This is a genomic window from Nocardioides palaemonis (assembly GCF_018275325.1).
Taxonomy (GTDB): domain Bacteria; phylum Actinomycetota; class Actinomycetes; order Propionibacteriales; family Nocardioidaceae; genus Nocardioides; species Nocardioides palaemonis.
On the sequence record NZ_JAGVQR010000004.1, the window covers coordinates 507,671 to 530,636 of the forward strand.

The 22,966-nt window shown below is 73.8% G+C and carries 28 protein-coding genes; 4 read left to right on the plus strand and 24 right to left on the minus strand.

Going from position 1 to position 22,966, the window contains the following annotated elements; translation table 11 throughout:
- Positions 1-3: 3 nt before the first annotated feature.
- The 11 genes from KDN32_RS18095 to KDN32_RS18145 form a co-directional block, all read right to left on the minus strand.
- A complete protein-coding gene (locus KDN32_RS18095) occupies positions 4-1,665 on the minus strand; it encodes a bifunctional uroporphyrinogen-III C-methyltransferase/uroporphyrinogen-III synthase (protein WP_211733637.1) in 1,662 nt (553 codons plus the stop codon).
- Complete coding sequence (gene hemC, locus KDN32_RS18100) at positions 1,662-2,624, minus strand: hydroxymethylbilane synthase (protein ID WP_211733638.1); 963 nt, start codon at positions 2,622-2,624, stop codon at positions 1,662-1,664. The genes KDN32_RS18095 and hemC overlap by 4 nt, the downstream gene beginning before the upstream one ends.
- Positions 2,621-3,907 carry a glutamyl-tRNA reductase gene (locus tag KDN32_RS18105; RefSeq protein WP_211733639.1) on the minus strand — a complete coding sequence of 429 codons (1,287 nt, stop codon included), beginning with the start codon at positions 3,905-3,907 and terminating at the stop codon, positions 2,621-2,623. The genes hemC and KDN32_RS18105 overlap by 4 nt, the downstream gene beginning before the upstream one ends.
- Positions 3,904-4,578, minus strand: a complete 675-nt coding sequence (locus KDN32_RS18110) for a redox-sensing transcriptional repressor Rex (protein WP_307854207.1) — start codon at positions 4,576-4,578, stop codon at positions 3,904-3,906. The genes KDN32_RS18105 and KDN32_RS18110 overlap by 4 nt, the downstream gene beginning before the upstream one ends.
- Positions 4,579-4,766: 188 nt before the next feature.
- Positions 4,767-5,066 carry a hypothetical protein gene (locus KDN32_RS18115; RefSeq protein ID WP_211733641.1) on the minus strand — a complete coding sequence of 100 codons (300 nt, stop codon included), beginning with the start codon at positions 5,064-5,066 and terminating at the stop codon, positions 4,767-4,769.
- A 36-nt stretch (positions 5,067-5,102) separates the two neighbouring features.
- The gene (locus KDN32_RS18120; RefSeq protein ID WP_211733642.1) at positions 5,103-5,951 is read right to left on the minus strand and encodes a hypothetical protein; all 849 of its coding nucleotides are present in this window, start codon (positions 5,949-5,951) and stop codon (positions 5,103-5,105) included.
- Positions 5,948-6,466, minus strand: coding sequence for a SigE family RNA polymerase sigma factor (locus KDN32_RS18125; protein ID WP_211733643.1), 519 nt, complete (start codon positions 6,464-6,466; stop codon positions 5,948-5,950). The genes KDN32_RS18120 and KDN32_RS18125 overlap by 4 nt, the downstream gene beginning before the upstream one ends.
- Positions 6,467-6,490: 24 nt before the next feature.
- The gene (locus KDN32_RS18130) at positions 6,491-6,910 is read right to left on the minus strand and encodes an NUDIX domain-containing protein (RefSeq protein ID WP_211733644.1); all 420 of its coding nucleotides are present in this window, start codon (positions 6,908-6,910) and stop codon (positions 6,491-6,493) included.
- Between the two features lie 109 nt (positions 6,911-7,019).
- Positions 7,020-7,988 carry an MsnO8 family LLM class oxidoreductase gene (locus tag KDN32_RS18135; protein ID WP_307854208.1) on the minus strand — a complete coding sequence of 323 codons (969 nt, stop codon included), beginning with the start codon at positions 7,986-7,988 and terminating at the stop codon, positions 7,020-7,022.
- Positions 7,989-8,040: 52 nt separating this feature from the next.
- Positions 8,041-8,280 carry a glutaredoxin family protein gene (locus KDN32_RS18140; RefSeq protein WP_211733646.1) on the minus strand — a complete coding sequence of 80 codons (240 nt, stop codon included), beginning with the start codon at positions 8,278-8,280 and terminating at the stop codon, positions 8,041-8,043.
- Complete coding sequence (locus KDN32_RS18145; RefSeq protein WP_211733647.1) at positions 8,277-9,824, minus strand: class I adenylate-forming enzyme family protein; 1,548 nt, start codon at positions 9,822-9,824, stop codon at positions 8,277-8,279. Before KDN32_RS18145 ends, KDN32_RS18140 begins: the two co-directional genes overlap by 4 nt.
- 31 nt (positions 9,825-9,855) lie before the next feature.
- On the opposite strand from KDN32_RS18145, the gene KDN32_RS18150 reads away from it, so the two are divergent.
- From KDN32_RS18150 to KDN32_RS18165, 4 genes are all read left to right on the plus strand, one after another.
- Positions 9,856-10,749, plus strand: a complete 894-nt coding sequence (locus KDN32_RS18150; protein ID WP_307854209.1) for an HAD family hydrolase — start codon at positions 9,856-9,858, stop codon at positions 10,747-10,749.
- A 77-nt stretch (positions 10,750-10,826) separates the two neighbouring features.
- Complete coding sequence (locus KDN32_RS18155) at positions 10,827-11,033, plus strand: hypothetical protein (RefSeq protein WP_211733649.1); 207 nt, start codon at positions 10,827-10,829, stop codon at positions 11,031-11,033.
- 47 nt (positions 11,034-11,080) lie between these two features.
- Complete coding sequence (locus KDN32_RS18160) at positions 11,081-11,572, plus strand: sigma-70 family RNA polymerase sigma factor (RefSeq protein ID WP_249217401.1); 492 nt, start codon at positions 11,081-11,083, stop codon at positions 11,570-11,572.
- Between the two features lie 85 nt (positions 11,573-11,657).
- On the plus strand, positions 11,658-12,914 hold the full coding sequence (locus KDN32_RS18165; protein WP_211733650.1) for a DUF5667 domain-containing protein: 1,257 nt from the start codon (positions 11,658-11,660) through the stop codon (positions 12,912-12,914).
- Between the two features lie 9 nt (positions 12,915-12,923).
- Here KDN32_RS18165 and KDN32_RS18170 read toward each other — a convergent pair whose 3' ends face one another.
- From KDN32_RS18170 to KDN32_RS18230, 13 genes are all read right to left on the minus strand, one after another.
- Positions 12,924-14,069 (minus strand): lysophospholipid acyltransferase family protein, encoded by a 1,146-nt coding sequence (locus KDN32_RS18170; RefSeq protein WP_211733651.1) that lies wholly within the window; start codon positions 14,067-14,069, stop codon positions 12,924-12,926.
- Positions 14,062-15,057, minus strand: a complete 996-nt coding sequence (locus tag KDN32_RS18175; RefSeq protein WP_211733652.1) for an NAD-dependent epimerase/dehydratase family protein — start codon at positions 15,055-15,057, stop codon at positions 14,062-14,064. The genes KDN32_RS18170 and KDN32_RS18175 overlap by 8 nt, the downstream gene beginning before the upstream one ends.
- Before the next feature lie 13 nt (positions 15,058-15,070).
- On the minus strand, positions 15,071-15,172 hold the full coding sequence (locus KDN32_RS18180) for a 30S ribosomal protein bS22 (RefSeq protein ID WP_008356322.1): 102 nt from the start codon (positions 15,170-15,172) through the stop codon (positions 15,071-15,073).
- A gap of 101 nt (positions 15,173-15,273) precedes the next feature.
- A complete protein-coding gene (locus tag KDN32_RS18185; RefSeq protein ID WP_211733653.1) occupies positions 15,274-15,480 on the minus strand; it encodes a helix-turn-helix domain-containing protein in 207 nt (68 codons plus the stop codon).
- Between the two features lie 168 nt (positions 15,481-15,648).
- Positions 15,649-16,830 carry an acetoin utilization protein AcuC gene (locus KDN32_RS18190; RefSeq protein ID WP_211733654.1) on the minus strand — a complete coding sequence of 394 codons (1,182 nt, stop codon included), beginning with the start codon at positions 16,828-16,830 and terminating at the stop codon, positions 15,649-15,651.
- 58 nt (positions 16,831-16,888) lie between these two features.
- Positions 16,889-17,449 (minus strand): hypothetical protein, encoded by a 561-nt coding sequence (locus KDN32_RS18195; protein ID WP_211733655.1) that lies wholly within the window; start codon positions 17,447-17,449, stop codon positions 16,889-16,891.
- The gene (locus tag KDN32_RS18200) at positions 17,433-17,942 is read right to left on the minus strand and encodes a SigE family RNA polymerase sigma factor (protein WP_307854210.1); all 510 of its coding nucleotides are present in this window, start codon (positions 17,940-17,942) and stop codon (positions 17,433-17,435) included. Before KDN32_RS18200 ends, KDN32_RS18195 begins: the two co-directional genes overlap by 17 nt.
- A gap of 54 nt (positions 17,943-17,996) precedes the next feature.
- On the minus strand, positions 17,997-18,797 hold the full coding sequence (gene proC, locus KDN32_RS18205) for a pyrroline-5-carboxylate reductase (protein WP_211733656.1): 801 nt from the start codon (positions 18,795-18,797) through the stop codon (positions 17,997-17,999).
- 118 nt (positions 18,798-18,915) lie between these two features.
- Positions 18,916-19,851: a proline dehydrogenase family protein gene (locus tag KDN32_RS18210; protein WP_211733657.1), complete on the minus strand. Its 936-nt coding sequence runs from the start codon at positions 19,849-19,851 to the stop codon at positions 18,916-18,918.
- Positions 19,852-19,909: 58 nt separating this feature from the next.
- The gene (locus tag KDN32_RS18215) at positions 19,910-20,647 is read right to left on the minus strand and encodes an ABC transporter permease (RefSeq protein WP_211733658.1); all 738 of its coding nucleotides are present in this window, start codon (positions 20,645-20,647) and stop codon (positions 19,910-19,912) included.
- Positions 20,644-21,360 (minus strand): ABC transporter ATP-binding protein, encoded by a 717-nt coding sequence (locus tag KDN32_RS18220; RefSeq protein ID WP_211733659.1) that lies wholly within the window; start codon positions 21,358-21,360, stop codon positions 20,644-20,646. Before KDN32_RS18220 ends, KDN32_RS18215 begins: the two co-directional genes overlap by 4 nt.
- Before the next feature lie 201 nt (positions 21,361-21,561).
- On the minus strand, positions 21,562-22,164 hold the full coding sequence (locus tag KDN32_RS18225) for a TetR/AcrR family transcriptional regulator (RefSeq protein WP_211733660.1): 603 nt from the start codon (positions 22,162-22,164) through the stop codon (positions 21,562-21,564).
- Positions 22,161-22,964 (minus strand): sugar phosphate isomerase/epimerase family protein, encoded by an 804-nt coding sequence (locus KDN32_RS18230; protein ID WP_211733661.1) that lies wholly within the window; start codon positions 22,962-22,964, stop codon positions 22,161-22,163. The genes KDN32_RS18225 and KDN32_RS18230 overlap by 4 nt, the downstream gene beginning before the upstream one ends.
- Between the last annotated feature and the right edge of the window lie 2 nt (positions 22,965-22,966).

Here is a 22,966-nt window from a genome sequence, read left to right on the forward strand (position 1 = left end):
CTACTACTTCGCGGCGCGGCTCTTGCGGCGGCCCGAGGCGGTCCGCTCGCTCGGCCGGGTCACGACCTCGCCGTTCTCCAGCATCGCGAGGCGGCGGGCGGCGCCGAAGTCGGCCAGCGCGTCGACCAGCACCTCCACGTCGGGAGTGGGGGCGAGGACGTCGACCCGCAGGCCGTGCTCCTCGGCGGTCTTGGCGGTCTGCGGGCCGATCACCGCGATGATCGTCGACGGGTGCGGCTTGCCGGCGATGCCGACGAGGTTGCGCACGGTCGAGGACGAGGTGAAGACGACGGCGTCGAACTTGCCGGTCTTGATCGCGTCGCGCACCGGCGCCGGCGGCGGGGTGGCGCGCACGGTGCGGTAGGCGGTGACGTCGTCGCACTCCCAGCCGAGGTCGACCAGGCCGGCGACGAGGTTCTCGGTCGCGATGTCGGCGCGGGGCAGGAAGACCCGGTTGATCGGGTCGAGAACCTCGTCGTAGGGCGGCCAGTCCGCGAGCAGGCCGGCGGCCGACTGCTCGCCGGACGGCACCAGGTCCGCGCGCAGGCCCCAGTCGGCGATCGCCTGGGCGGTCTTGTCGCCGACCGCGGCGATCTTGAGACCGGAGAACGCGCGGGCGTCGAGGCCGTACTCCTCGAACTTCTCGCGGACGGCCTTCACCGCGTTGACCGAGGTGAAGGCGATCCACTCGTAGCGGCCCTCGACCAGGCCGCGGACGGCCTTGTCCATCTGGAGCGGGTTGCGCGGGGGCTCGACCGAGATGGTCGGCACCTCCTCGGGCACCGCGCCGTACTCGCGCAGGCGACGCGACAGCGAGCCGGCCTGCTCCTTGGTGCGCGGGACGAGCGCGCGCCAGCCGAAGAGCGGCTTGGTCTCGAACCACGAGAGGGTCTCGCGCAGGTCGACGACGTCGCCGATGACCGTGATCGCCGGCGGCGCGATGCGGGCGGCACGGGCGTCGGCGGCGACGGTGGCGAGGGTGGAGATGAGCGTCTGCTGCTCGGTCGTGGTGCCGACGCGGGTCATTGCGACCGGCGTCTCGGGCGAGCGGCCGGCCTCGATGAGGGCGGCGGAGGTCTCGCCGATGCTGCCCACGCCGGAGAGCAGGACGAGCGTGCGGTCGTCGGCGTAGGCGCTCCAGTCGACCTTGTCGCCGCAGGTGACGACGGCCATCTCCTTGTGGCGCTTGGTCGTCAGCGGGATGCCGGCGTAGGCCGGGACCGCACTCACCGACGACACGCCCGGCACGACCTCGAAGCCGACGCCGGCCTTCACGCAGGCCTGCGCCTCCTCGGGGCCGGAGGCGTAGAGGAACGGGTCGCCGGTCATCAGGCGCACCACGCGCTGCTTCTTGCCGTGGCGCACGACCACCTTGGCGCGGGCGGCGTGGGTCAGCGGCTGGCCGTCCTCGCCGAAGCCGCCGTCGACGACCTCCGGGCCGTCCCACTCGCCGTCGGGACCCTCGGTGAGACCGAGGACGGTGCGGACCAGGTCGACGTGCTCGGGCGCCTCGGTGACGACGACCTCGGCGGCCCGCAGCAGCTCGACCGCGCGCAGCGTCAGCAGCCCCGGGTCACCGGGACCGCTGCCGACGAACGACACCCAGCCCGGGGCCGCCGCCTTGGCGTCGGTGGTGCTGGCCTGCGGCTTCTGTACTCGCGTCATGCGTGCTGCTTCCTCACTGGTGGTACCTGCTCTGGTGGTGCAGTCATCAGGTCTGCTGCTCCCTCGGCGAGCATGTCGCTCGCGAGGCGGGTTCCGAGGGCCGCGGCGTCCGCGACCGGCCCGGAGAGGCTCATCCGCACGGACAGCCCGCCGTCCTCCGACAGCGCCACCGCCCGCAGCCACAGCTCCTCGCCGTCGTCGCCCTCGACGACGTCGGCGAGCGCGCCGAGCGGCGCCGAGCAGCCGGCCTCGAGGGCGGCGAGCACCGCGCGCTCGGCGGTGACCGCGGCGCGGGTGGCGGGGTCGTCGAGCCGGCCGAGCAGCTCGACGAGGTCGGTGTCGGCCGAGCGGCACTCGATCGCCAGCGCGCCCTGCCCGGGGGCCGGGAGCATCTGGAGCGGGTCGAGCACCTCGGTCGCCTCGTCGAGGCGACCCAGCCGGGCCAGGCCGGCGCGGGCGAGGACGACCGCGTCGACCTCGCCGTCGCGGACCTTGCGGATCCGGGTGTCGACGTTGCCGCGGATGCCCTGCAGCTCGAGGCCGAGGCCGAGCGCGGCGAGCTGGCTCACCCGGCGCGGCGACCCGGTGCCGACGCGGCTGCCGACGGGCAGCTCGCCGAGGGTCAGCCCGTCGCGGGCGACCACGACGTCGCGGGGGTCCTCGCGCGGCGGCACGGCGGGCAGCGCGATGCCGTCGGCCGGGTAGGTCGGGAGGTCCTTGAGGGAGTGGACGGCGAGGTCGACGCGGCCGTCGAGGAGCGCGTCGCGCAGCGCGCTGACGAACACGCCGGTGCCGCCCATGCTCGCGAGCGGCGCGCGGTTGACGTCGCCCTCGGTGGCGACCTCGACGAGCTCGACCTCGCGTCCGAGGCGCTCGCGCACCAGCTCGGCGACGTGGCCGGACTGGGTGGTGGCGAGCGCGGAGGCGCGGGTGCCGAGGCGCAGGGGTGCGGTGCTCATGGCTGGCCCTCCACCCGCGAGATGGCGTCGACCGCGTCGGGCGAGAGGCGGAACAGCTCGGCGAGCGCCGCCGTGTAGGAGCTGGCGGGCTCGGCGTCGGCGAGCTCCTTGACCCGGACGGTGGGCTCGTGGAGCAGCTTGTCCGCGACGCGGCGCACGGTGTGGAGGACCTCGGCGCGGGTCGCCTCGTCGAGGCCCGGGAGCCTCGCGGCGAGCCGCTCCATCTCCGCGTCGACGACCGAGGTGGCCATCGAGCGCAGCGCGACGACGGTCGGCGTGACGCTGGCCTGCCGGCGCACGGCGAGGAACGCGGCGATCTCCTGGCCGACGATGCTGCGGACGTCCTCGACGCCGGCGGTGGCCTCGAGCCCACGGAGCTCGTCGGCGAGCCCGGCGAGGCTGATCAGCTGGATGCCCGGCAGCTCGCCGACGGCGGGGTCGACGTCGTGCGGCAGCGCCAGGTCGACGATGGTGAGCGGTCGCTCCACGCCGCTGCGGACGGCGGCCACCTCGGCGAGGCGTACGACGGTGCCGCGCGCGCCGGTGCACGAGATCACCAGGTCGGCGTCGCGCACCTCGTCGTGGAGGTCCGCGAACGGCACCGCGGTGGCGGCGTAGTCGGCGGCGAGGCGCTCGGCCTTGGCGGCGGTGCGGTTGATCACCGCGATCCGCTCGGCACCGCCGCGCGCCAGGTGGGCCACGGCCAGCGAGGCCATGGCGCCGGCACCGACGACGACCGCGCGGGACCCGGCGACCGGGCGCGTGCTGCGGTCGAGCGCCGCGGTGACGAGTGACGGTGCGGCACGGTCGATGTCGGTCTCGGCGTGGGCGCGCTTGCCGACGCGCAGCGCCTGCTGGAAGAGGGTGTTGAGGGCCGGCCCGACGGTGCCGTGCTCCTGGCCGATCCGCAGGGCGTCGCGGGTCTGGCCGAGGATCTGGCCCTCGCCGACGACCATCGAGTCGAGGCCGGACGCGACCTGGAACAGGTGCGACACCGCGCCCTCGTCGTAGTGGACGTAGAGGTGCGGCAGCAGCGCCTCGGTCGACTCGCCGGCGCGGGCGACCAGCAGGCCGGAGACGTCCTCGACGCTGCCGTGGAAGCGGTCGACCTCGGCGTAGACCTCGAGGCGGTTGCAGGTCACGATCGCGGTCGCCTCGGAGACGTGGTCGCCGCCCATGACGTCGGCGAGCAGCTTGGAGGTGCCGTCGGCGTCGAGCGCGAGCCGCTCGAGCACCTCGACGGGCGCGGACTTGTGGGAGATCCCGACGACCAGGACGCTCACCTCGCCACCTCCTCGGCGGGGACCACCGACTTGCGCTGCTCGTGGTAGGCGAGGATCTGCAGCTCGATCGACAGGTCGACCTTGCGCACGTCCACGCCTTCGGGGACCGCGAGCACGGTCGGCGCGAAGTTCAGGATGCTGGTGATGCCGGCGGCGACCATCCGGTCGGCGACGGCCTGGGCGGCGACCGCGGGGGTCGCGATGACGCCGATCGACACGGCGTGCTGGCCGACGATCGACTCGAGGTCCTCGAAGGACCGCACGTCGAGGCCGGCGACGACCTCCTCGTGGCGCGCGGGGTCGGCGTCGAGGAGCGCCACGACGCGGAACCCGCGGCTGCGGAAGCCGGAGTAGTTGGCGAGGGCGTGGCCGAGGTTTCCGATCCCCACGATGACCACGGGCCAGTCCTGGGTCACGCCGATCTCGCGGGCGATCTGGTAGCGGAGGTACTCCACGTCGTAGCCGACCCCGCGGGTGCCGTAGGACCCGAGGTAGGAGAGGTCCTTGCGCAGCTTGGCGCTGTTGACGCCGGCCGCCGCCGCGAGCTCCTCGCTCGAGCAGGTGGTGGTGCCGTCGTCGGCGAGGCCGGTCAGGGCACGCAGGTACACGGGTAGCCGCGCGACGGTCGCCTCGGGGATGTCCCGGGCGGAGTCGGGGTTCCGTGCGGTCACAGCGAACTTCTCTCCAGCCAGGTGACGGGGATCGCCTGGCTCGGCCACTGTAGGAGTTTGTGAACGGGAGAACAAAACGTCGACGAGGCGGGCTAGCACATGTGAGAAGACCCACCTCATCCGGGGTCGCCTGAACTTGCGCCGGGCCCCTCCGACGGGCTATCGCAGGCCCGTCCGCACACCACCGCTCAGCAGTTCAGCTGGTCGGCGAGCGCCCGCTCGCCGGCCGTCTCCGGGGAACGCTGGTCCCCCGACCCGGTGCCGTTGTCGAACACGAGCGTGCAGTAGATGACCTCGTTGTTGACGCGCTCGCGGTGCTGCTCCCACGCACCGATCCCCGTGAAGGTCGCGGCCGCCACGGCAGCGAGCGCGATGACCAACAGCAGCGCCTTCGAGCGTCGGTCGTCGCTCGGCTGCTCGGAGGGGTCGAACGGCCGGGGCGGCCTGGGCGGCCGGGACGACTCCATGACCTCGCGTGACGGATCCATGGCGGCACCCTAGGTCGAGCCCGCCGGGCGCGGTCGTCAGCCCACGAGGAACTCGCCGATCAGCGTCTCGCCGTCGGACTCGTAGACCGGGACGGACCGCCTGACCCCCGCGTCCGCCTCCTGCTGGGCCAGCGCGTCGGCGGGCGAGGTGGGTGGCGGTCCGCCGTCGAGCTCCTCGACGTAGGCGTAGCCCTGGCGGCCGTCGGTGGTGACCACGGCGAGCAGGTCGGGTGACCTGCCGTCGCGCTGGACGCCGTAGGTCTCGCCCTTGGCGTTGACGCCCCACTCCGACGTCTCGGTCCGGACCCAGGCGGCCACGACCTTCCACCCCACGCCGTCCCGCGCGGTGAAGGTGAGCGACGTCCGGCCAGCCGGGAGGTCGACGATCGCGTAGTTGTTCGTGGCGGGGTCGGCGACCTCGGCGTCGGACGCCGGACCGTCGCACTCGACCGAGGACCCGTCGGGGTAGGCGATCCGCCCGGCCGTCAGGCAGGCGACCGACACCCTGGCCGCGGTCGCGCCCGTCGGGCGCGGGCCGAGCTCGACGGTGGACGTGCCGGTGCGGGTGACGACGACCGCATCGCCCAGCGGGACCGCGGTCGTCGCCCCGGGCAGCGGCTGCGACGTGTCGATCCCCGCGCTGCGGCTCGGCGACGGCGGCTGGGTGGCGAGGTCGGTGGGCCCGGTGCCGGTCGTCGGTGTGCCCGCGGTGAGCACCGCGGTGCCGCCTGCGACCACGACCGCGGCCACGACACCGGTGACGGCGGCGGCGGTCGTGCGTGCCCGCCGGCGCGCCCGCCGCTCCACGGCCGCGAAGCGGTCGGCGGGTCCCCGCATGTCCGGGGGGAGGTCACGCAGCAGGTCGGTCAGCTCGTCGGTGGTCATCGTCGGCTCGCTCGGTCGGGTTCGGTGGCGGCGAGGGCCTGGCGGAGCTTCGCGAGACCCTTGGCGCCCTGGCTCTTGACGGTGCCCGCCGAGCAGCCCATGACGTCGGCCACCGCGTCGACGGAGAGGTCGTCGAAGTAGCGCAGGACGACGACCTGGCGCTGCCGCACCGGCAGCCCCAGCAGCGCCTGGCGGAGCGCGAGCCGGTCGTCGACCCGTGCGGTGTCGTCGACGGACGCCGGAGCGCCCGGCTCGTGCGGCTCGCCGTCGGACGTCGGCACCTCGCGGTTCCACCGCCGGGCGCGCCAGCTCGCGTGCACCCGCACCATCACCTTCCGCACGTAGGCGTCCGGGTGGCCGTCGACGACGCGCGTCCAGTGCGGCCACGTCCGGGCGAGGGCCGTCTGGAGGAGGTCCTCGGCGGCGGCCTGGTCGCCCGTCAGCATCCACGCCGTCCGCAGCAGGGCGGGCGAGCGCGCCTCGACGAACTCACGGAACCCCGGTGGCTCTCGCACGTGTCCCCTCCTCCGCTGTCGACCCTAGGACCGGCGAGACCCCCCGTTCGGTTGCCCCGGGCCCGCGGCCAGCGCGTCGCGCACCGCGTGGTGGCCCATCGGCGGCAGCTCGTCGAGCCCGTACCAGGCGAGGTCGTCGTGCTCGTCGGGCGCGAGGTTGACCGGCTCGCCGTGCCACTCCCGGACCAGCCAGGCACGCAGCAGCACCGGCTCGCCTGCCGGCGAGACCGTGACCTCGCAGAGCGGCTCGACCGAGACGGCCGCCACCTCCACCCCGAGCTCCTCGCGCAGCTCGCGGACCAGCCCCGCGACCGGCGACTCCCCCGGCTCGACGACGCCGCCTGGCAGGTCCCAGGTGTCGGGGTACGCGTGCTTGTGCGGGCTGCGGTGGGCCAGCAGGACGCGTCCGTCCCGCACCAGGGCGCCGACGGAGACCTCGATCATCCGCCGATCCCAGCACCACCGTCCGACAGTGGATCTCGTGGGTCTCGTGACAGGACTTCGTCCTTCCCCGACCAACGAGGTGCGCCTCGACCAACGAGGGCGCGAGCCCTCAGCCGAGGAGCTCGCGCAGCATCCGGTCGGACGCGAGGAGGGCGTCGCGGTCGTAGGTCGAGCTGCTGGCGAGCAGCTCGTCGGCTCCCGTGCCCTCCGCGAGCGCCTCGAGCCGGCGGCGGACCGTGGCGGGCGACCCGGCCACTGCACGGTCGAGCGACTCCTCGACCCGGCGACGCACCTGGTCCGGCCACGGCTGGTCCCGGATGGCCGACGGACCTTCCAGCGGCGGGAACTCGCCGGTCCGGCGCGACCGGGCCATCGCCCACGCCTCGGGCAGCGCGAGCTCATGGGCGGTCGCGTCGTCGTCGGCGACGAGGACGTCGAGCGACACCGTCACCCGCGGCGCGCTGCCGAGGTGCGGGACGAAGTCGCGGCGGTAGGCAGCCAGCGCCGGGCCGATCTCGTCGGAGTCGAGGACCGGGCCGCCCACGACGACCGGCAGCCCGAGCCGGGCGGCGAGCGCGATCCCTTGGCCGGTGGCGAGCAGGTGCATCGGGACGGGCGCCGGCGCGGCCGGGCGGGCGGTGACCTCCCCGGTGCCGGCGAGGTGGTCGCGCAGCTCGCGCAGGTCGGCCTCGAAGGTGTCGGGCACGTCGTGGTCGCGGCGCAGCGCCCTGCGCACCGGGGCGGTGAAGCCGAGCGAACGCCCGAGGCCGAGGTCGACCCGGCCGGGGTGCATCGCCTCGAGGACGAGGAACTGCTCGGCGACGACGAGCGGCTGGTGCAGCGGCAGCATCACGCCGCCGGAGCCGATCCTGATGCGCGAGGTCCGCGCGCCGATCGCCGCCAGCAGGACGGCCGGGCTGCCCGACGCGATCCCCGGGACCGCGTGGTGCTCGGCGACCCAGAAGCGCTCGTAGCCGACCCGCTCCGCGTGGACGGCTCGCGCCACGGTCGCCTCGATCCCCTCGGCGTCGGGGGCGTCGGCGCGGGTGCGCGACCGGTCGAGCAGGGAGAGCCTCACGTCCGGCCCAACGCCGCGCGCCGGGGCACGCATCCCGCCCGGCGTGTGAGGTTCAGCCCAGCGCCGTGCGCAGGCGTGCCTCGTCGACGCGCCAGAAGTCGTGCTGGCGCCCGTCGACGAAGGTCACCGGGATCTCCTCGCCGAACCTGTCCTCGAGATCCGGGTCGGTGGTGATGTCGACCTCGTCGTAGTCCTCGCCCAGGTCGGCGCACACCCGCTCGACGACCACGCGGGCGTCGTCGCAGAGGTGGCACCCGGGGCGGGTGTAGAGCGTGACGCGCGAGGCGCTCACTCGAGCAGCCCCAGCTGGCGGCGTCGCTCCAGCCCCCGCAGCCGGCCCTTCTGGACCTTGCCGGTGACGGTGAGCGGGAGCTCGTCGACGACCTCGACGCGGGTCGGCTGCTTGAACCGGGCGAGGCGCTCGCCGCAGTGGGCGCGCACCGCGTCGGCCACGGCGTCCCGGTCGGCGCCGGGCGCGACGACGTAGGCCACGACCGCCTCGCCGGTGGCGTCGTCCGGCACGCTGACGACGGCCGCCTCCGTGACGCCGTCGACCTCGCGGACCACGTCCTCGACCTCGGTCGGGTAGACGTTGAAGCCGCTGACGATGACCAGCTCCTTGACCCGGTCGACGAGGTAGAGGTCGCCCGAGGCGTCCAGGAACCCGACGTCGCCGGTGGCGTACCACCCGTCCCCGCGCGGGCCGTCGGACCCGTCGGGCCAGTAGCCGCTGAAGAGGTTGTCGCCGCGGACCTCGATCCGGCCCGCGTCCTCGCCGCCGGTCGGCTGGCCCGTGCCGTCGACGAGCCGCAGCTCGATGCCCGGGAGCGCCGCACCGACCGAGCCGGGCCGCGGGGCAGGGCTGCAGAGCGTCGAGGTGACCACCGGCGCCGCCTCGGTGAGGCCGTAGCCCTGGTGGACGGGGATGTCGGTGAGCGCGGTGAACTCCTCGATCACCTCGGGCTCCAGCGGTGCGGACCCCGACAGCACCAGCCGGACCGGGCCGAGCCGCTCGCGCAGGTGCTCGTCGGGCAGCCAGTGGCCGAAGGCGGGCGGCGCGACCGGGACGACGCTGCACGCCTCGTCGTCGATCAGGTCCAGCACCGCCTGCGGCTCGAACTGCTCGACCAGCAGCAGCCGCGCGCGGTGGCGCAGCACCCCGCCGAGCACGGCGTTGAGGCCGTAGACGTGGAAGAGCGGGAGCACGCCGAGGACGACGTCGTCGCCGTGCATCATCGGCGGCTCGACCGCCGCGACCTGCTCGATGTTGGCCAGCAGCGCGCGGTGGGTCAGCATCGCGGCGCGCGGGGTGCCTGACGTCCCGCTCGTGTAGAGCAGCGCCGCCAGCTTCTCCGGGTCGGGCAGCGGCGGGACCGGGCGGACCACGTCGGCGCGCAGGACCGCGTACGGCAGCTCCGACCCGCTCGGCTCCGCCCCGACGACCACGACGGCGGGCGCGGCGTCACCGAGCCCGGCCACGGCCGCGCGCACGACGTCCAGCGAGCCGGCGTCCGCGACGACCATCCGGGTGCCGGAGTCGACCACCATGCGGACGACCTCCCCGGGCACCGACCGCGGGTTGACCGGGACGGCGACGACCTGGGCGCGCAGCACCCCGAGGTACGTCGTGACGAACTCGATCCGGTTGGTCATCGCGATCATCACGCGCTGACCGGCGCGGATCCCCTGCTGGCCGAGACCGGTGGCCACCCGGGCCACCTCGTCCTCCAGCGCGGCCCACGTCATCGACCGCCCCGCCGTCTCCACGAGGGCCTGGCGGTCGGGCACGTCGGCAGCTGCGTCGGCCACGAGTGCGGAGACGTCGGAGCGCGGCATGACGCGATCCTTCCACAGCTACGCTGCTCGGGTGACCCCGTCCGAGCGCCCCCGTCGGCTCAACCTGCAGCAGCGCTCGCGCCTCGCGGGCGAGGCCGCGGCGGCCTCCGCCGAGGTCGAGACCGCCCTCTCCACCCCGAGCGACGCGGCCGCTGCGGCGTTCTTCGACGTGGACAACACGATCATGCAGGGCGCCAGCATCTTCCACCTCGCGCGCGGGCTGCACCGGCGCCAGTTCTTCACCACCCGCGAGATCGCCTCGGCTGCGTGGAAGCAGGCCTACTTCCGGGTCGTCGGCGTGGAGGACCCCGAGCACGTCGCCGAGGCGCGCTCGTCGGCGCTCTCCTTCATCGCCGGGCACACCACGACCGAGCTCGAGGAGCTGACCGAGGAGATCTTCGACGAGGCGATGGCCCACCGGATCTGGCCGGGCACCCGCGCCCTGGCCCAGCTGCACCTCGACGAGGGCCAGCGGGTCTGGCTGGTCACCGCGGCGCCGATCGAGATCGCGAGCGTCATCGCGCGGCGACTCGGTCTCACCGGCGCGATGGGCACGGTCGCCGAGCACGTCGACGGCGTCTACACCGGCCGGCTGGTCGGCGACCTCCTGCACGGCCCGGCCAAGGCCGAGGCGGTCAAGGCGCTGGCCGCCCGCGAGGGCCTCGACCTCGAGCGGTGCTCGGCCTACTCCGACTCCAGCAACGACCTGCCGATGCTCTCGCTGGTCGGCGACCCCTGCGCGATCAACCCCGACGCCCGCCTGCGGGCGCACGCCCGCGCCCACGGCTGGCGGGTGCGCGACTACCGCACCGGACGCAAGGCGGCGCGCGCCGGGCTGACCGCCGCGGCCGTGGCCGGCGCGCTCTCCGGGGCGGTCGCCGCCGGCATGGGCGTCCGCGGTGCCCGGCGCCCGAACGACGCGTAACTCGTAGTTACTCGCGGGTTCACAAGAGCGGCCCCTCCGCTTATCGTGGGAGGCACGTCACTGGGAGGGGACGCCGGATGCCACGGCTGCACGCACGACCACGAACGGTCGAGGAGGGGCTCGAGGAGCTCCGCCGCGCCGTCGCGGCCGTGCTCGCGCCGCAGGTCCTGCTCATGGCGACCGCCCAGGTCCCGGCGGGCAGCGGCGGCAGCGGCCCCGGCCCTACGGCGACGAGGACCGCGCGGCGTCGTCCGAGGGCGACGCGGCCGAGCGCGACCGGCTGATCGCCCTGGTCGAGCTGGCCCGGTCCGGCGACAAGGAGGCCTTCGGGCTGCTCTACGACCACTACCACGTCTCGGTCTACCGCTTCCTCTACTACCGCACGCGCTCGCAGACGCTGGCCGAGGACCTCACCTCGGAGACCTTCTTCCGGGCGCTGCGGAGCATGAACGGCTTCCGCTGGCAGGGCAAGGACTTCGGCGCCTGGCTGATGACCATCGCGCGCAACCTCACCACCGACCACTTCAAGGCCGGGCGGACGCGGCTGGAGATGTCCACCGAGGACATGACGCCGCACGACGACGCGACCGAGGGCCCCGAGGGCGCGGTGATCGCGGGCCTGACCAACGAGGTGCTGCTGCAGGCGCTGACCGAGCTGCCGACCGAGCAGCGCGAGTGCCTGGTCATGCGGTTCCTGCAGGGCCTGTCGATCGCCGAGACGGCCCGCGCGCTCGAGCGGAGCGACGGCGCCGTCAAGCAGCTCCAGCTGCGCGGGGTCCGCAACCTCGCCAAGCTGCTGCCGGAGGGGTTGAGAGACGCGTGACACACCCCGTAACCCCTGCCACTCCTGCCTCGTTCGTCCGGGTGGGAGGAACGGCCAGCACCACCCGTGAGACAGGACGAGCGCGATGACACCCGCCTTCTCGGCACGCCGACGTGCCGACGAGTTCGAGGCCCTCCTCTCCCGGGGGCCCGAGGCGCGACTGACCGACCGCGAGGCCGAGCGCTTCGCCGCGCTGCTCGAGGTGGTGGCCGACCTGCGCGCGGTGCCCGGTCCCGAGCCGCGGGCCGAGTTCGTCAGCGACCTGCGCTCGCGCCTGATGGCCGAGGCCGACACCGTCCTGGTGCGCCAGCCCGCCGCCCCGGAGCGGCTCGCGATGCCCACCACCTCGCGCCCGCGCCAGCGCCGCCTCGGCGCGGTGCTCGGCGGCGTCGCGATGGTCGGTGCGGCGGCGACCATGGCCGTCGCGTCCCAGTCCTCGCTGCCGGGTGAGTCGCTCTACGGCGTCAAGCGCGGCATCGAGTCGGCGCAGGTGCGCCTCGCCGACGACGACGCAGCCCGCGGCCGTACGCTGCTCGCCCAGGCCGGCACACGCCTCGACGAGCTCGAGGAGCTGGCCGCCGACGGTGGCCGCGAGCAGCTGGTGCCCGAGACCCTCGACGCGTTCACGCAGCAGTCGAGCGAGGGAGCACGCAGCCTGCTCACGGCCTACGACGCGAGTGGCACCACCGCCGACGCCCAGCACGTCCGCGACTTCACCTCCTCGAGCCTCGACCGGCTCGACGCGCTCGAGTCCGCGATCCCGGAGAGCGCGCGCGACCAGCTCGTCGCCGCCGGGCAGATGCTGGCCGACCTCGACCAGGAGGCCGGTGCTGCGTGCCTGAGCTGCACGGGCGGCGTGGCCGAGACGCCCCCGTTCCTGCTCACCAGCGCACCCGCCACCGACCTGCTGGCCGGCCTCGACGCCGACCAGCTCCAGCTCGAGACGGCGCCGCTGTCCGGCCAGGACCTCACCGGCGTGACGGTCCCGCCGGCACTGCTCCCCTCGGCCGGGTCCCCGACCGCGCAGCCCACCGGTCAGCCGACGGCCGCGCCCACCACCCCCGGCACCCCCGGCACCCCGCTGCCGTCCGTCCCGACCGCCAGCCCGACGAAGCCCGGTGGCGGCACGATCACCGAGGTGACCGAGGGCGTCACCGAGACCGTGACCGGCACGACCTCGACCATCACCCAGGGCGTCGACGGACTCACGGGCGGCGCCGTCGGCGGTCTGACCGGCTCGGTCGACGACGCCACCGGCGGGCTGATCAGCGAGGTCACCGGCACCGTCGATGGGGTCACCGGCAACACCCTGACCCACGCGACCGGCGGGATCCTCCCCTGACCGAGCGGGTCAGCCGAAGGCGCCGCCGCGCTCGTCGAGCAGGTCGAAGAGCGTGTGCTGGATGGTCTCGCGGACCTGGTCGGTGACGTTGAAGACGAGCATCGGGTCCTCGGCCTCCGTCGCGTCGTAGGAGTCGGTGCGGATCGGCTCGCCGAACTCCAGGATCCACTTCGACGGCAGCGGCACCATCCCGAGCGGCCCCAGCCACGGGAAGAACGGCGTGATCGGGATGTAGGGCACCCCCAGCAGACGAGCGAGGGCGGGGACGTTGCCCACGAGCGGGTAGATCTCCTCCGCGCCGACCACCGACAGCGGGATGATCGGCACGCCGGTGCGCAGGGCCGCGGACACGAAGCCACCGCGCCCGAAGCGCTGCAGCTTGTAGCGCTCGCTGAACGGCTTGCCGATGCCCTTGAAGCCCTCGGGCCACACGCCGACGAGCTCACCGCCGGACAGCATCCGCTCGGCGTCCTCGTTGCAGGCCAGGGTGGCACCGCCCTTGCGGGCCAGCGAGCTGACGACCGGCAGCTTGAAGACCAGGTCGGCCCCCAGCGGGCGCAGGAAGCGGCCGGCGTGGTCGTGCACCGTGAGCATCGTCATCAGGCCGTCGACCGGCACCGTGCCGGAGTGGTTCGACACGACCAGGGCACCGCCCTCGGCGGGGATGTTCTCCAGCCCCCGCACCTCGAGCCGGAACCACTTCTCCGCGACCGGGCGCAGCGCCGCCATGAAGAAGCGCTCGGTCAGCTCGCGGTCGAAGCCGTAGTCGTCGACCTCGTAGTCGCCCTCGAGCCGGCGGCGGGCGAACGCCATCAGCTCGGCGAGCCGGCGCTCCCAGTCGTCGCCGAAGACCTCGTGGGCGGCGCCCTGGAGGGCGACCAGCCAGTCGCCGACCGGGATGCCGGTGTCCGGGGTGCGCTCCTCGGCCGTCGCGGCCGGGCGCGGCGGCTCCTCGGCAGCGGGCGCCGACTGCGGCTCCGGACGCGGCGCGGGGCGCGCCTTCTTCCGCGGGGCCGGACGGGCCGCGCCGGGCGCGAGGTCGCGAGCGGCCGACGACGGGCGCGACCGGCCGCTGCCACGACCGGGGCGGCCGCCGGTGCCGATCGGGATGACGACGGCGTCCTCGCGGGCGCGCTCGCCGGCTTCCTCAGCCACCGACGGCCTCCTCACGACGCTGCGCCACCACCGACCGCTGCGGGGCGATCGAGCGGCAGAAGTCCGCGAACGCCTCGGCGGTCGTGTACTCCGGCTCGAAGCCGAGCTCGGTGCGCATCCGGGTGGTGTCCACACCACGACCGTAGGTCAGGAACCCCAGCTGCTCGGGCGAGAAGTCCGAGAGGCGGGCCTGGCGCATGGTGGCGCCCAGGCGCCCCACCGCGAACCGCGGCAGCGAGACCGACGGCGTGCCGAGACGGCGTACGGCCTGGCTCAGGGTCAGCAGCCCGTCGCCGGCGACGTTGAAGGTGCCGGTGGTGCCGGTCGTCGCGGCGTGGCGCAGCACCCGCATCAGGTCGTCCTCGTGGAGGAACTGCAGGCGGGGGTCGAAGCCGAGCACCCGCGGGACGACCGGGAGGCGGAAGTAGTTGGTCAGCGGGCTCGACACGTGGGGCCCGATGACGTTGGCGGCGCGCACCAGCGTCACGTCGACGTCGGGGCGCCGGCGGGCGAACCCGCGGACGTAGCCCTCGATCTCGAAGACGTCCTTGGCGTAGCCCGAGGACGGGAGCCGCTTGGGGCCCATGTCCTCGGTGAACATCGCCGGGTCGCGCGGACCGGAGCCGTAGACGGTGGTCGTCGACTTCACGACCAGGCGCTGGACGGTCGCCGACTTCTGGCACGCAGCGAGCAGCTGCATGGAGCCGATGACGTTGAGCTCCTTCATCGTCCCGCGACCACCCGCCGAGCCAGGGGTCGCGATCACGCTCATGTGGACGACGGTGTCGACGTCCTCCTTGGCGAGGACCTTGGCGATGACCGGGCTGCGGATGTCCGCGCGGACGAAGGACACGTCGCCGATGTCGCCCCGGGGCGGGACGACGTCGACCCCGATGACTCGATCGATGGACGGGTCGCCGGCCGCGGCGCGCGCGAATCGTCGCCCGATGTCCCGGGAGATCCCGGTGACCAGCACGACCCGTCCCATGGTCGAGGGGGTGTTACTTGCCGAGCTTGCGGCGCTGGACGCGCGTCTTCTTGAGCAGCTTGCGGTGCTTCTTCTTGGCCATGCGCTTGCGCCGCTTCTTGATGACAGAACCCACGGTGAGACCTTTCCTTTCGGCCGACGCTCGTCGGCCGGACCCGCACACCCTAACGGGGACGTGTGCGGAGGGTGGAATCGAGTCTCGCGGGGGCCGCCGGGTCAGCCGGCGTTGTAGAAGCTCTTGCGCAGGTAGTCGTTGACGTCGTCCTCGGTGACCCGGAACGAACGGCCCACGCGCACCGCGGGCAGCTCGCCGCCGTGCACGAGGCGGTAGACGGTCATCTTCGAGACGCGCATCTTCGACGCAACCTCGGCGATGGTCAGGAAGTGGGCCTCGGACATGTCGCCGGGGGTGTTCTCAGCCATGGGGCACCGATCCTTCTCGAGCGGTGACGGCGCCGGCTTCCCCACCGGCGTCACAGGCGTACCGCTCTTGGTGAGGATAGGGCTCGCGTGACGCGTGGGGAAGAGGAATGCCAGAGAAACTTGTGGGACGACGGCGTGTCGACTTGCCTCCCGCTCCGAGGCCGCCGATCAGGGCAGTGGGTCGAGGCCGTGGAGCGGGAAGACCTCCATGCGGGTGGCATGGATCGCCCGGTCGAGCCAGGTCTCCGGGTCGTAGCCGCCCGACCAGTCGCGGTAGGCCGGGGTCCGGCCGTCGGTCATCCGGTGCGGCGCCGTCGCGCCGAGCACCTGCTCGACGTGCTCGCGCCAGGCCGGGGGCGTCACCGTGGCCGGGTCGAGGGGACGACCGGAGGCGATCGCGAGCAGGTGGGTCCACGCCCGCGGGACGACGTCGACGACCGAGTAGCCGCCGCCGCCGGTGACGACCCAGCGGCCGCCGGCGACCTCGTGGGCCAGGTCGTGCAGCGCGAGGTAGGCCGCGCGCTGGCCGTCGATGCTCAGCATCATGTGGGCGAGCGGGTCGTTCATGTGCGAGTCGCAGCCGTGCTGGGTGACCAGCACCTGCGGCTCGAAGGCCCGCAGCACCGGCGGCACGACGGCGTGGAAGGCCCGGAGCCAGCCGGCGTCGGCCGTGCCGGGCGGCAGCGCGACGTTGACCGCGGTGCCCTCGGCGTCCGGGCCGCCGGTGTCGGTCGGGAAGCCGGTGCCCGGGAAGAGCATCTGCCCGGTCTCGTGCAGCGACACCGTCAGCACCCGCGGGTCGTCGTAGAAGATCTTCTCCACGCCGTCGCCGTGGTGGACGTCGATGTCGACGTAGGCCACCCGCTCGGCACCCTCGTCGAGCAGCCGCCGGATCCCGACGGCGACGTCGTTGTAGATGCAGAAGCCGCTGGCCCGGTCGGGCATCGCGTGGTGCAGGCCGCCGGAGATGTTGACCGCGTGCAGCGACTCGCCGCTCCACACGCGGCGTACGGCCTCGAGCGTCGCGCCGACGACGTGCGCGCTGGCGCGGTGCATGTCGGCGAACACCGGGTCGTCCTCGGTGCCGAGGCCGCGCGCGGCGTCCTCGTAGCCCGGCGTCGCGCCGGCGCGGGTGACGGCCTCGATCAGCGCGGGGTCGTGGACGGTGGCGATCTGCTCGTCGGTGGCGACCGGCGCGTCCACCCGCTCGATCCCCTCGAGCACGCCGAGCTCGTCGGCCAGGCGCATGGTCAGGTCGACGCGCACCGGCGACATCGGGTGGGTGGGGCCGAAGTCGTACTCGCAGAGCGACTGGTCGAACACGACCGCCGTGGGCCCCTCGCACTCCATGTGGCGGACGTTACTCCGGGCGCACCCCCGCCCCGCGCAGCGGGACGGGTCGCGAGACTCAGGACAGCCGGCCGGTCTGCGCGAGCGAGGTCATCTGCTCGACGGTGATGCTCGGCGAGGCGAGGCCGACGAGCCTGCCCTCCCAGCGGCCGGGCGACTGCACGAACATCGACACCGACCCGCTCGCGGGGTCCTGACCGACCCAGACCTTCGCGGAGGCGTCCTGCTCGAGCGCGACCGGCTCCGCCCAGCCCGGCACGGTGCCCGGGTCGTACTTGCGGAGGAACTGGTCGTCGAGGGCCGGGTCGCCGGCGCCACGCTCGTAGGTGAAGGTCATCCCAGCGAGGTGGAGCTCCTCGGCGACCGTGCGGTCGGCAGGGCGGTCCGCCGTCGGGGCGGTCGTCGTGCCCGGAGGCGCGGGCGGCGCGGTGTCACCCAGCGAGCCGGCCACCAGCACCGCGGCGGCGACGGCACCGACGGCGGGCAGGGCGACCAGGCCCGGTCGGGCCCAGACGGGGCGGGTGCGCACCTGCGGCACGGGGCCCTCGTAGGTCACGGCGTGGACGTCCTCGCGGAACGCCTCGCCCAGCTGTCGGGTCAGGTCATCGTCGGTCAGCATCGCTCAGCTCCTGCTCGGTGGTGAGTGCGGCCCGGAGGGTGCCCAGGGCGCGCGCGGTCTGTGACTTGACGGTCCCCGTCGAGCACCCGAGCGCCGCGGCGGTGTCGGCGACGCTCAGGTCGTCGAAGTACCGCAGCACCAGCACCGCCCGCTGTCCTGCGGGCAGCCGGCGGGCCGCCCGGAGGAGCTGGTCGCGGTCGGCCACCCCGTCGCGCACCGGGACCGGCACGTCGAGCTCGAGGGGCGCCTCGTCGGGCCGCCGGCTCAGGCTGCGCCACCGGTCCCTGGCCAGGTTGACCACGACACGTCGGGCGTACGCCTCCGGCTCGGCGCGGGCACTGGACCACCGCCGCGCGGTGCGCAGCAGCGCGGTCTGCACCAGGTCCTCGGCATGCTGCCGGTCCCCGCACATCAGGTACGCCGTGCGCAGCAGCCGGTCGGAGGACCGGCGCACGAACGCATCGAAGCCGGCCTGGTCGTCCCGGGCGATCACCGGGTCACGTCTTCCGTCACACCCACCAGAACTCCGGTGGCGGCGGGGAGGTTGTCAGGAACCCTCGGCGAGCTCGCGCGAGCGGTTGCGCGCTGCCTCCATGGCGGCGAGGAAGGCGGCGCGCACGCGGTGGATCTCGAGCTCGCGCAGGGCCGACGCGGTGGTGCCGCTGGGCGAGGTGACCTGCTCGCGCAGCACGACGGGGTGGGTGCCGGTCTCGCGGAGCATCGCGGCCGAGCCGACCAGGGTCTGCACCACGAGGTCGGTGGCGGTGGCGCGGGGCAGCCCGAGGTGGACGCCGGCCTCGATCATCGACTCGACGACGAAGAAGATGTAGGCGGGTCCGGAGCCGGAGATCGCCGTGACTGCGTCCATCTGCTTCTCGGGGATCCGCAGCACCTTGCCGGTGGAGGCCATCAGCGACTCGACCTCGGACAGGTGGGAGTCGTCGCAGTGGGAGCCGGGCGCGATCGCGGCCATCCCCTCGTCGACCAGCGCCGGGGTGTTCGGCATGACCCGCACGACCGCGACCCCGTCCGGGACGCGCGCCTCGATGAACGCGGTGGTGATGCCGGCAGCGAGCGAGACGACGAGCTGGCCGGCGCGCAGCTCGGGCGCGATCTCGTCGAGGACGTCGCCCATGTCCTGCGGCTTGACCACCAGCGCGACGGTGGTGGCCTTCGCCGCCGCCTCGCGGTTGGACACGACGGCGACGCCGTAGCGCTCCTCGAGCTCGCGGGCCCGCTCGGCGCGCTTCTCGCCGACGAGCAGCTGGTCGACCCGACGGCCGGCCCGGACCAGCCCGGAGAGCAGGGTCTCCCCCATCACGCCGGCGCCGATGATCGCAGTGGTCATGCCGCGAATCTATCGCTTGGAGATTTCGACGCGCACGTCGCGATCTCGTGCCTCGATCGCGGTGCTTGCTCAATCTGGTCCACGACGCGCCTGCTCCTCCGTCGCAGACGCTGTGGCCTCACTTCTTGGAGACGAGCGATCTCACGAAGAAGGCGAGGTTCTGCGGCTTCTCGGCCAGGCGGCGCATGAGGTAGCCGTACCACTCGGTGCCGTAGGGGACGTAGACGCGCATCGTCTCGCCGGCGGCCGCGAGCCGCTTCTGCTCCTCGGGGCGGATGCCGTAGAGCATCTGGAACTCGTAGGTCCCGGCGTGCCGGCCGAAGCGGCTGGCCAGCGAGGACGCGATCTGCACCATCCGCGGGTCGTGGGTGGCGATCATCGGGTAGCCCTGGCCGCCGAGCAGCACCTTGAGGCAGCGGACGTAGGACTTGTCGATCTCGAGGCGGTCCTGGAAGGCGACCGACTCGGGCTCCATGTAGGCACCCTTGCACAGCCGCACGCGCGAGCCCTCGTAGGCCAGCGCGCGGCAGTCGGCCTCGGTGCGGTGCAGCATCGCCTGCAGCACGGCGCCGGTCTCGGGGAAGTCCTTGCGCAGCTCGCGCAGGATCGACAGCGTCGAGTCGGTGGTGGTGTGGTCCTCCATGTCGAGGGTCACCGTGGTGCCGGCGTTGCGCGCGGCGCGGCAGATGTCGCGGGCGTTCTCGAGCGCGACCTTGTGGCCGTTCTCCGGGAGGAACTGCCCGATCGCGCTGAGCTTGACCGAGACCTCCGCCTGGCCGGACAGGCCGCGGGCCGACAGGTCGGCGAGCAGCTCCTTGTAGGCCGCGACCGTGGCCTCCGCCTGGGCGAGGTCGGTGGTGTCCTCGCCGAGGTAGTCGAGGGTGACCCGCAGCCCGTCGTCGACGAGCCCGGAGGTCGCCGCGACGGCGTCGGCGGTGGCCTCGCCGGGGACGTAGCTGGTGACGATCCCGCTCGAGACGGGCATCGTGGAGACGAGCTTCTTCACCGCCTGGCTGCGGGCGAGGAGCAGGATCGGCTGGCGGAGCAACTGCATGGGCCGAAGGCTACGCCCGGGTCGCCGACCCGCCACATCCGAGGAGGTGGTCGGTCCGTCAGGGCGTACGCCGTCGCAGGGTGGCCGCGCCGAGCGCCAGCGCCGCGAGCGCGAAGCAGGCGACGATCGCCACCGACCGCCAGATCGCGCCGGTGTCGGCGGCGCCGGTGAGCTCCTGCATCGCGTCGACCGCGTAGGACATGGGGAGCACGTCGCTGATCGTCTCGAGCATGCCCGGCATCGCGTCGCGCGGGACGAACAGGCCGCACAGCAGCACCTGCGGCAGCACGAACGCCGGCATGAACTGCACCGCCTGGAACTCGGTGGTCGCGAACGCGCTCACCAGCAGCCCGAGCGCCGTGCCGAGCACCGCGTCGGCGACCGCCACGACCCCCAGCAGCCACACCGACCCCTGCACCTCGAGGCCGAGCAGCCCGACGCTGACGGCGACCGCGAGCGCGGACTGCAGCGCGGCCAGCAGCCCGAACGCGAGGGCGTAGCCGAGGAGGAAGTCGAGCTTGGCCATCGGCATGGTGAGCAGGCGCTCCAGGGTGCCGGACGAGCGCTCGCGCAGCGTGGTCACGCTGGTCACGAGGAACATCACGATGAACGGGAACATCGCCAGCAGACCCGGTCCGAAGCGGTCGAACAGGTCGCCGGGCAGGTCCTGGAACATCCACCACAGCAAGCTGATCAGCACGCACGGGACGACCATGAGCATCGCCAGCGTGCGGTGGTCGCGCCGCACCTGGCGCAGCACGCGCCCGGCGACGGCGAGGGTGATGCGGGCGTTCATGCTGCGCTCCCCTGCTCGACCAGCTGGAGGAAGGCGCCCTCGATGTCGGCGGCGCCCGTGCGGGCCCGGACCTCCTCGGGCGAGCCGTCGGCGATGATCCGGCCCTCGCGCATCAGCAGCAACCGGTGGCACCGCTCGGCCTCGTCCATCACGTGGCTGGAGACCAGGACGGCCGCGCCGGCGTCGGCGATCCGGTGGAAAAGCGCCCAGAGGTCGCGTCGCAGGACCGGGTCGAGGCCGACGGTGGGCTCGTCGAGCACCAGCAGGTCGGGGCTGCCGAGCAGGGCCACCGCGAGCCCGGCGCGGCTGCGTTGGCCGCCTGAGAGCCGGCCGACCACCTGGTCGCGGTGGTCACCGAGGGCCACCGCCTCGATCGCCTCTTCGACCGCGGGGCGCCCGACACCGAGGACGCGGGCGAAGAAGGCGAGGTTCTCCGCGACCGTGAGGTCGTCGTAGACGCTCGCCGCCTGGGTGACGTAGCCGATGCGCGTGCGCAGCGGCGCGCTGCCGGCCGGCTCCCCCAGCACCTGGACCTCGCCCGAGCGCAGCTGCTGGGCGCCGACGAGGCTGCGCAGGAGGGTGGTCTTGCCGCAGCCGCTGGGCCCGAGCAGCCCGGTGACGCCGGACGTCACGTCCAGCGAGATGCCGGGCAGCACCTCGCGCTCACCGCGTACGACGACGAGGTCCCGGACCTCCACGACGTTTTTCATCATGTGTTGAATTGTGCGCTCGTCGGGGGGCGCCGTCAACCCCCCGTCGAGCGGTGGCTGACCCACATTCCGGCGCGCGGAAAGTGTGGGTGGCGCACCGCGCGGGGTGAGGGCCCGACGGGTCGGCAGTACGAGCGGTGGCTGACCCACATTTCGGCGCGCGGAAGTGTGGGTGGCGCACCGCCCGAGCGGTGCGCGGGTGGGCTACGGCAGGTCGCCGGTGAGGTAGTGCTGGAGCACCGGCCCCATCCGCGCGACGAGCTCGTCGGCGGGCATCGTGGCCATCGGCGGCAGCGCGACGACGTAGCGGGTGACGATCAGACCGACGACCTGGCTGGCCACCAGCGGCACCCGCACCTCGGGGCGGTCGGCGACGAGCTGGGCGAGCACCGGGCCGACGACGACCGGGATGAAGCCCTCCTTGAGCAGCGAGGCACCGCCCTCGCTGAGCACCGACCGCACGACCGCGAGCAGGCGGACCTGCATCTCCGGGTCGTCCCAGACCGAGAGGAACGTGCGCAGGAACCGCTCCCCGGCGCCGTCGGGTCCCAGCGCGACCACCGGCGCGAGGACCTCGCGCGGGTCGACGGGGAGCTCGAGCGCGGCGAGGAAGAGGTCGTCCTTGGTGCCGAAGTAGTGGTGCACCAGCGCCGGGTCGACGCCGGCCGCGGCGGCGACGGCGCGGATCGTGGTGCCGCGGAAGCCCTTGCCGGCGAACGACTCGCGGGCGGCGGCGAGCACCTCGGCGCGGGTGTCGGGCGCGCCGGGGCGCCGGCCCCGGGCGGAGCGCGCGGGCGCCGCGCTCACGGCGTACCGACGCCGAGGTGCGCGCGGGCGAACTCCAGCGACTCGACGAGGTCGGCCTCGCGCTCGGCGCGGTCGGCGCAGCGGCGGGTGTTGATCTCCAGCACGACGTGGCCGGCGAAGCCGGTGCGGGCCAGGTGGTTGAGGAAGCCGGCCGCGCCCATCACGCCCCGTCCGGGCACCAGGTGCTCGTCCTTGGCCGAGCCCGTGCCGTCGGTGAGGTGCACGTGGCGCAGCCGGTCGCCGAGGCGCTGCGCCATCTCGACCACGTCGGCGCGCGCGATCGCGGCGTGGGACAGGTCGATGGTGGCGTTGGCGTAGGGCTCGTCGGAGGGATCCATGCCGGGGAGGTACATCTCCATCCCGCGGCGCGACGAGGCGCGCCAGGGATACATGTTCTCGACCGCGAAGGCGATGCCGGTGCGCGCCTCGAGCGAGGCGATGCCCTCGACGAAGCCCGCGGCGTAGTCCTTCTGCCAGCGGAACGGGGGGTGCACCACGACCACGTCGGCCCCGACCGCCTGCGCCATCTCGGCCGAGCGCTCGAGCTTGCCCCACGGGTCGGTGCCCCACACCCGCTGGGTGAAGAGCAGGCAGGGTGCGTGGACGGCGCAGATCGGCACCTGGTGGTGCTCGGCGAGCTTCTGGACCGCGTCGACCTGCTGGCTGAGGGCGTCGATGCCGACCATCACCTCGACCGCGTCGTAGCCCAGGCTCGCCGCCCACGCGAAGGCGTGGGCGGTCGACTCGGGGTAGACCGAGGCGGTCGAGAGCGCGACCAGCGGCGTCGTCGGGGAGGGCATCG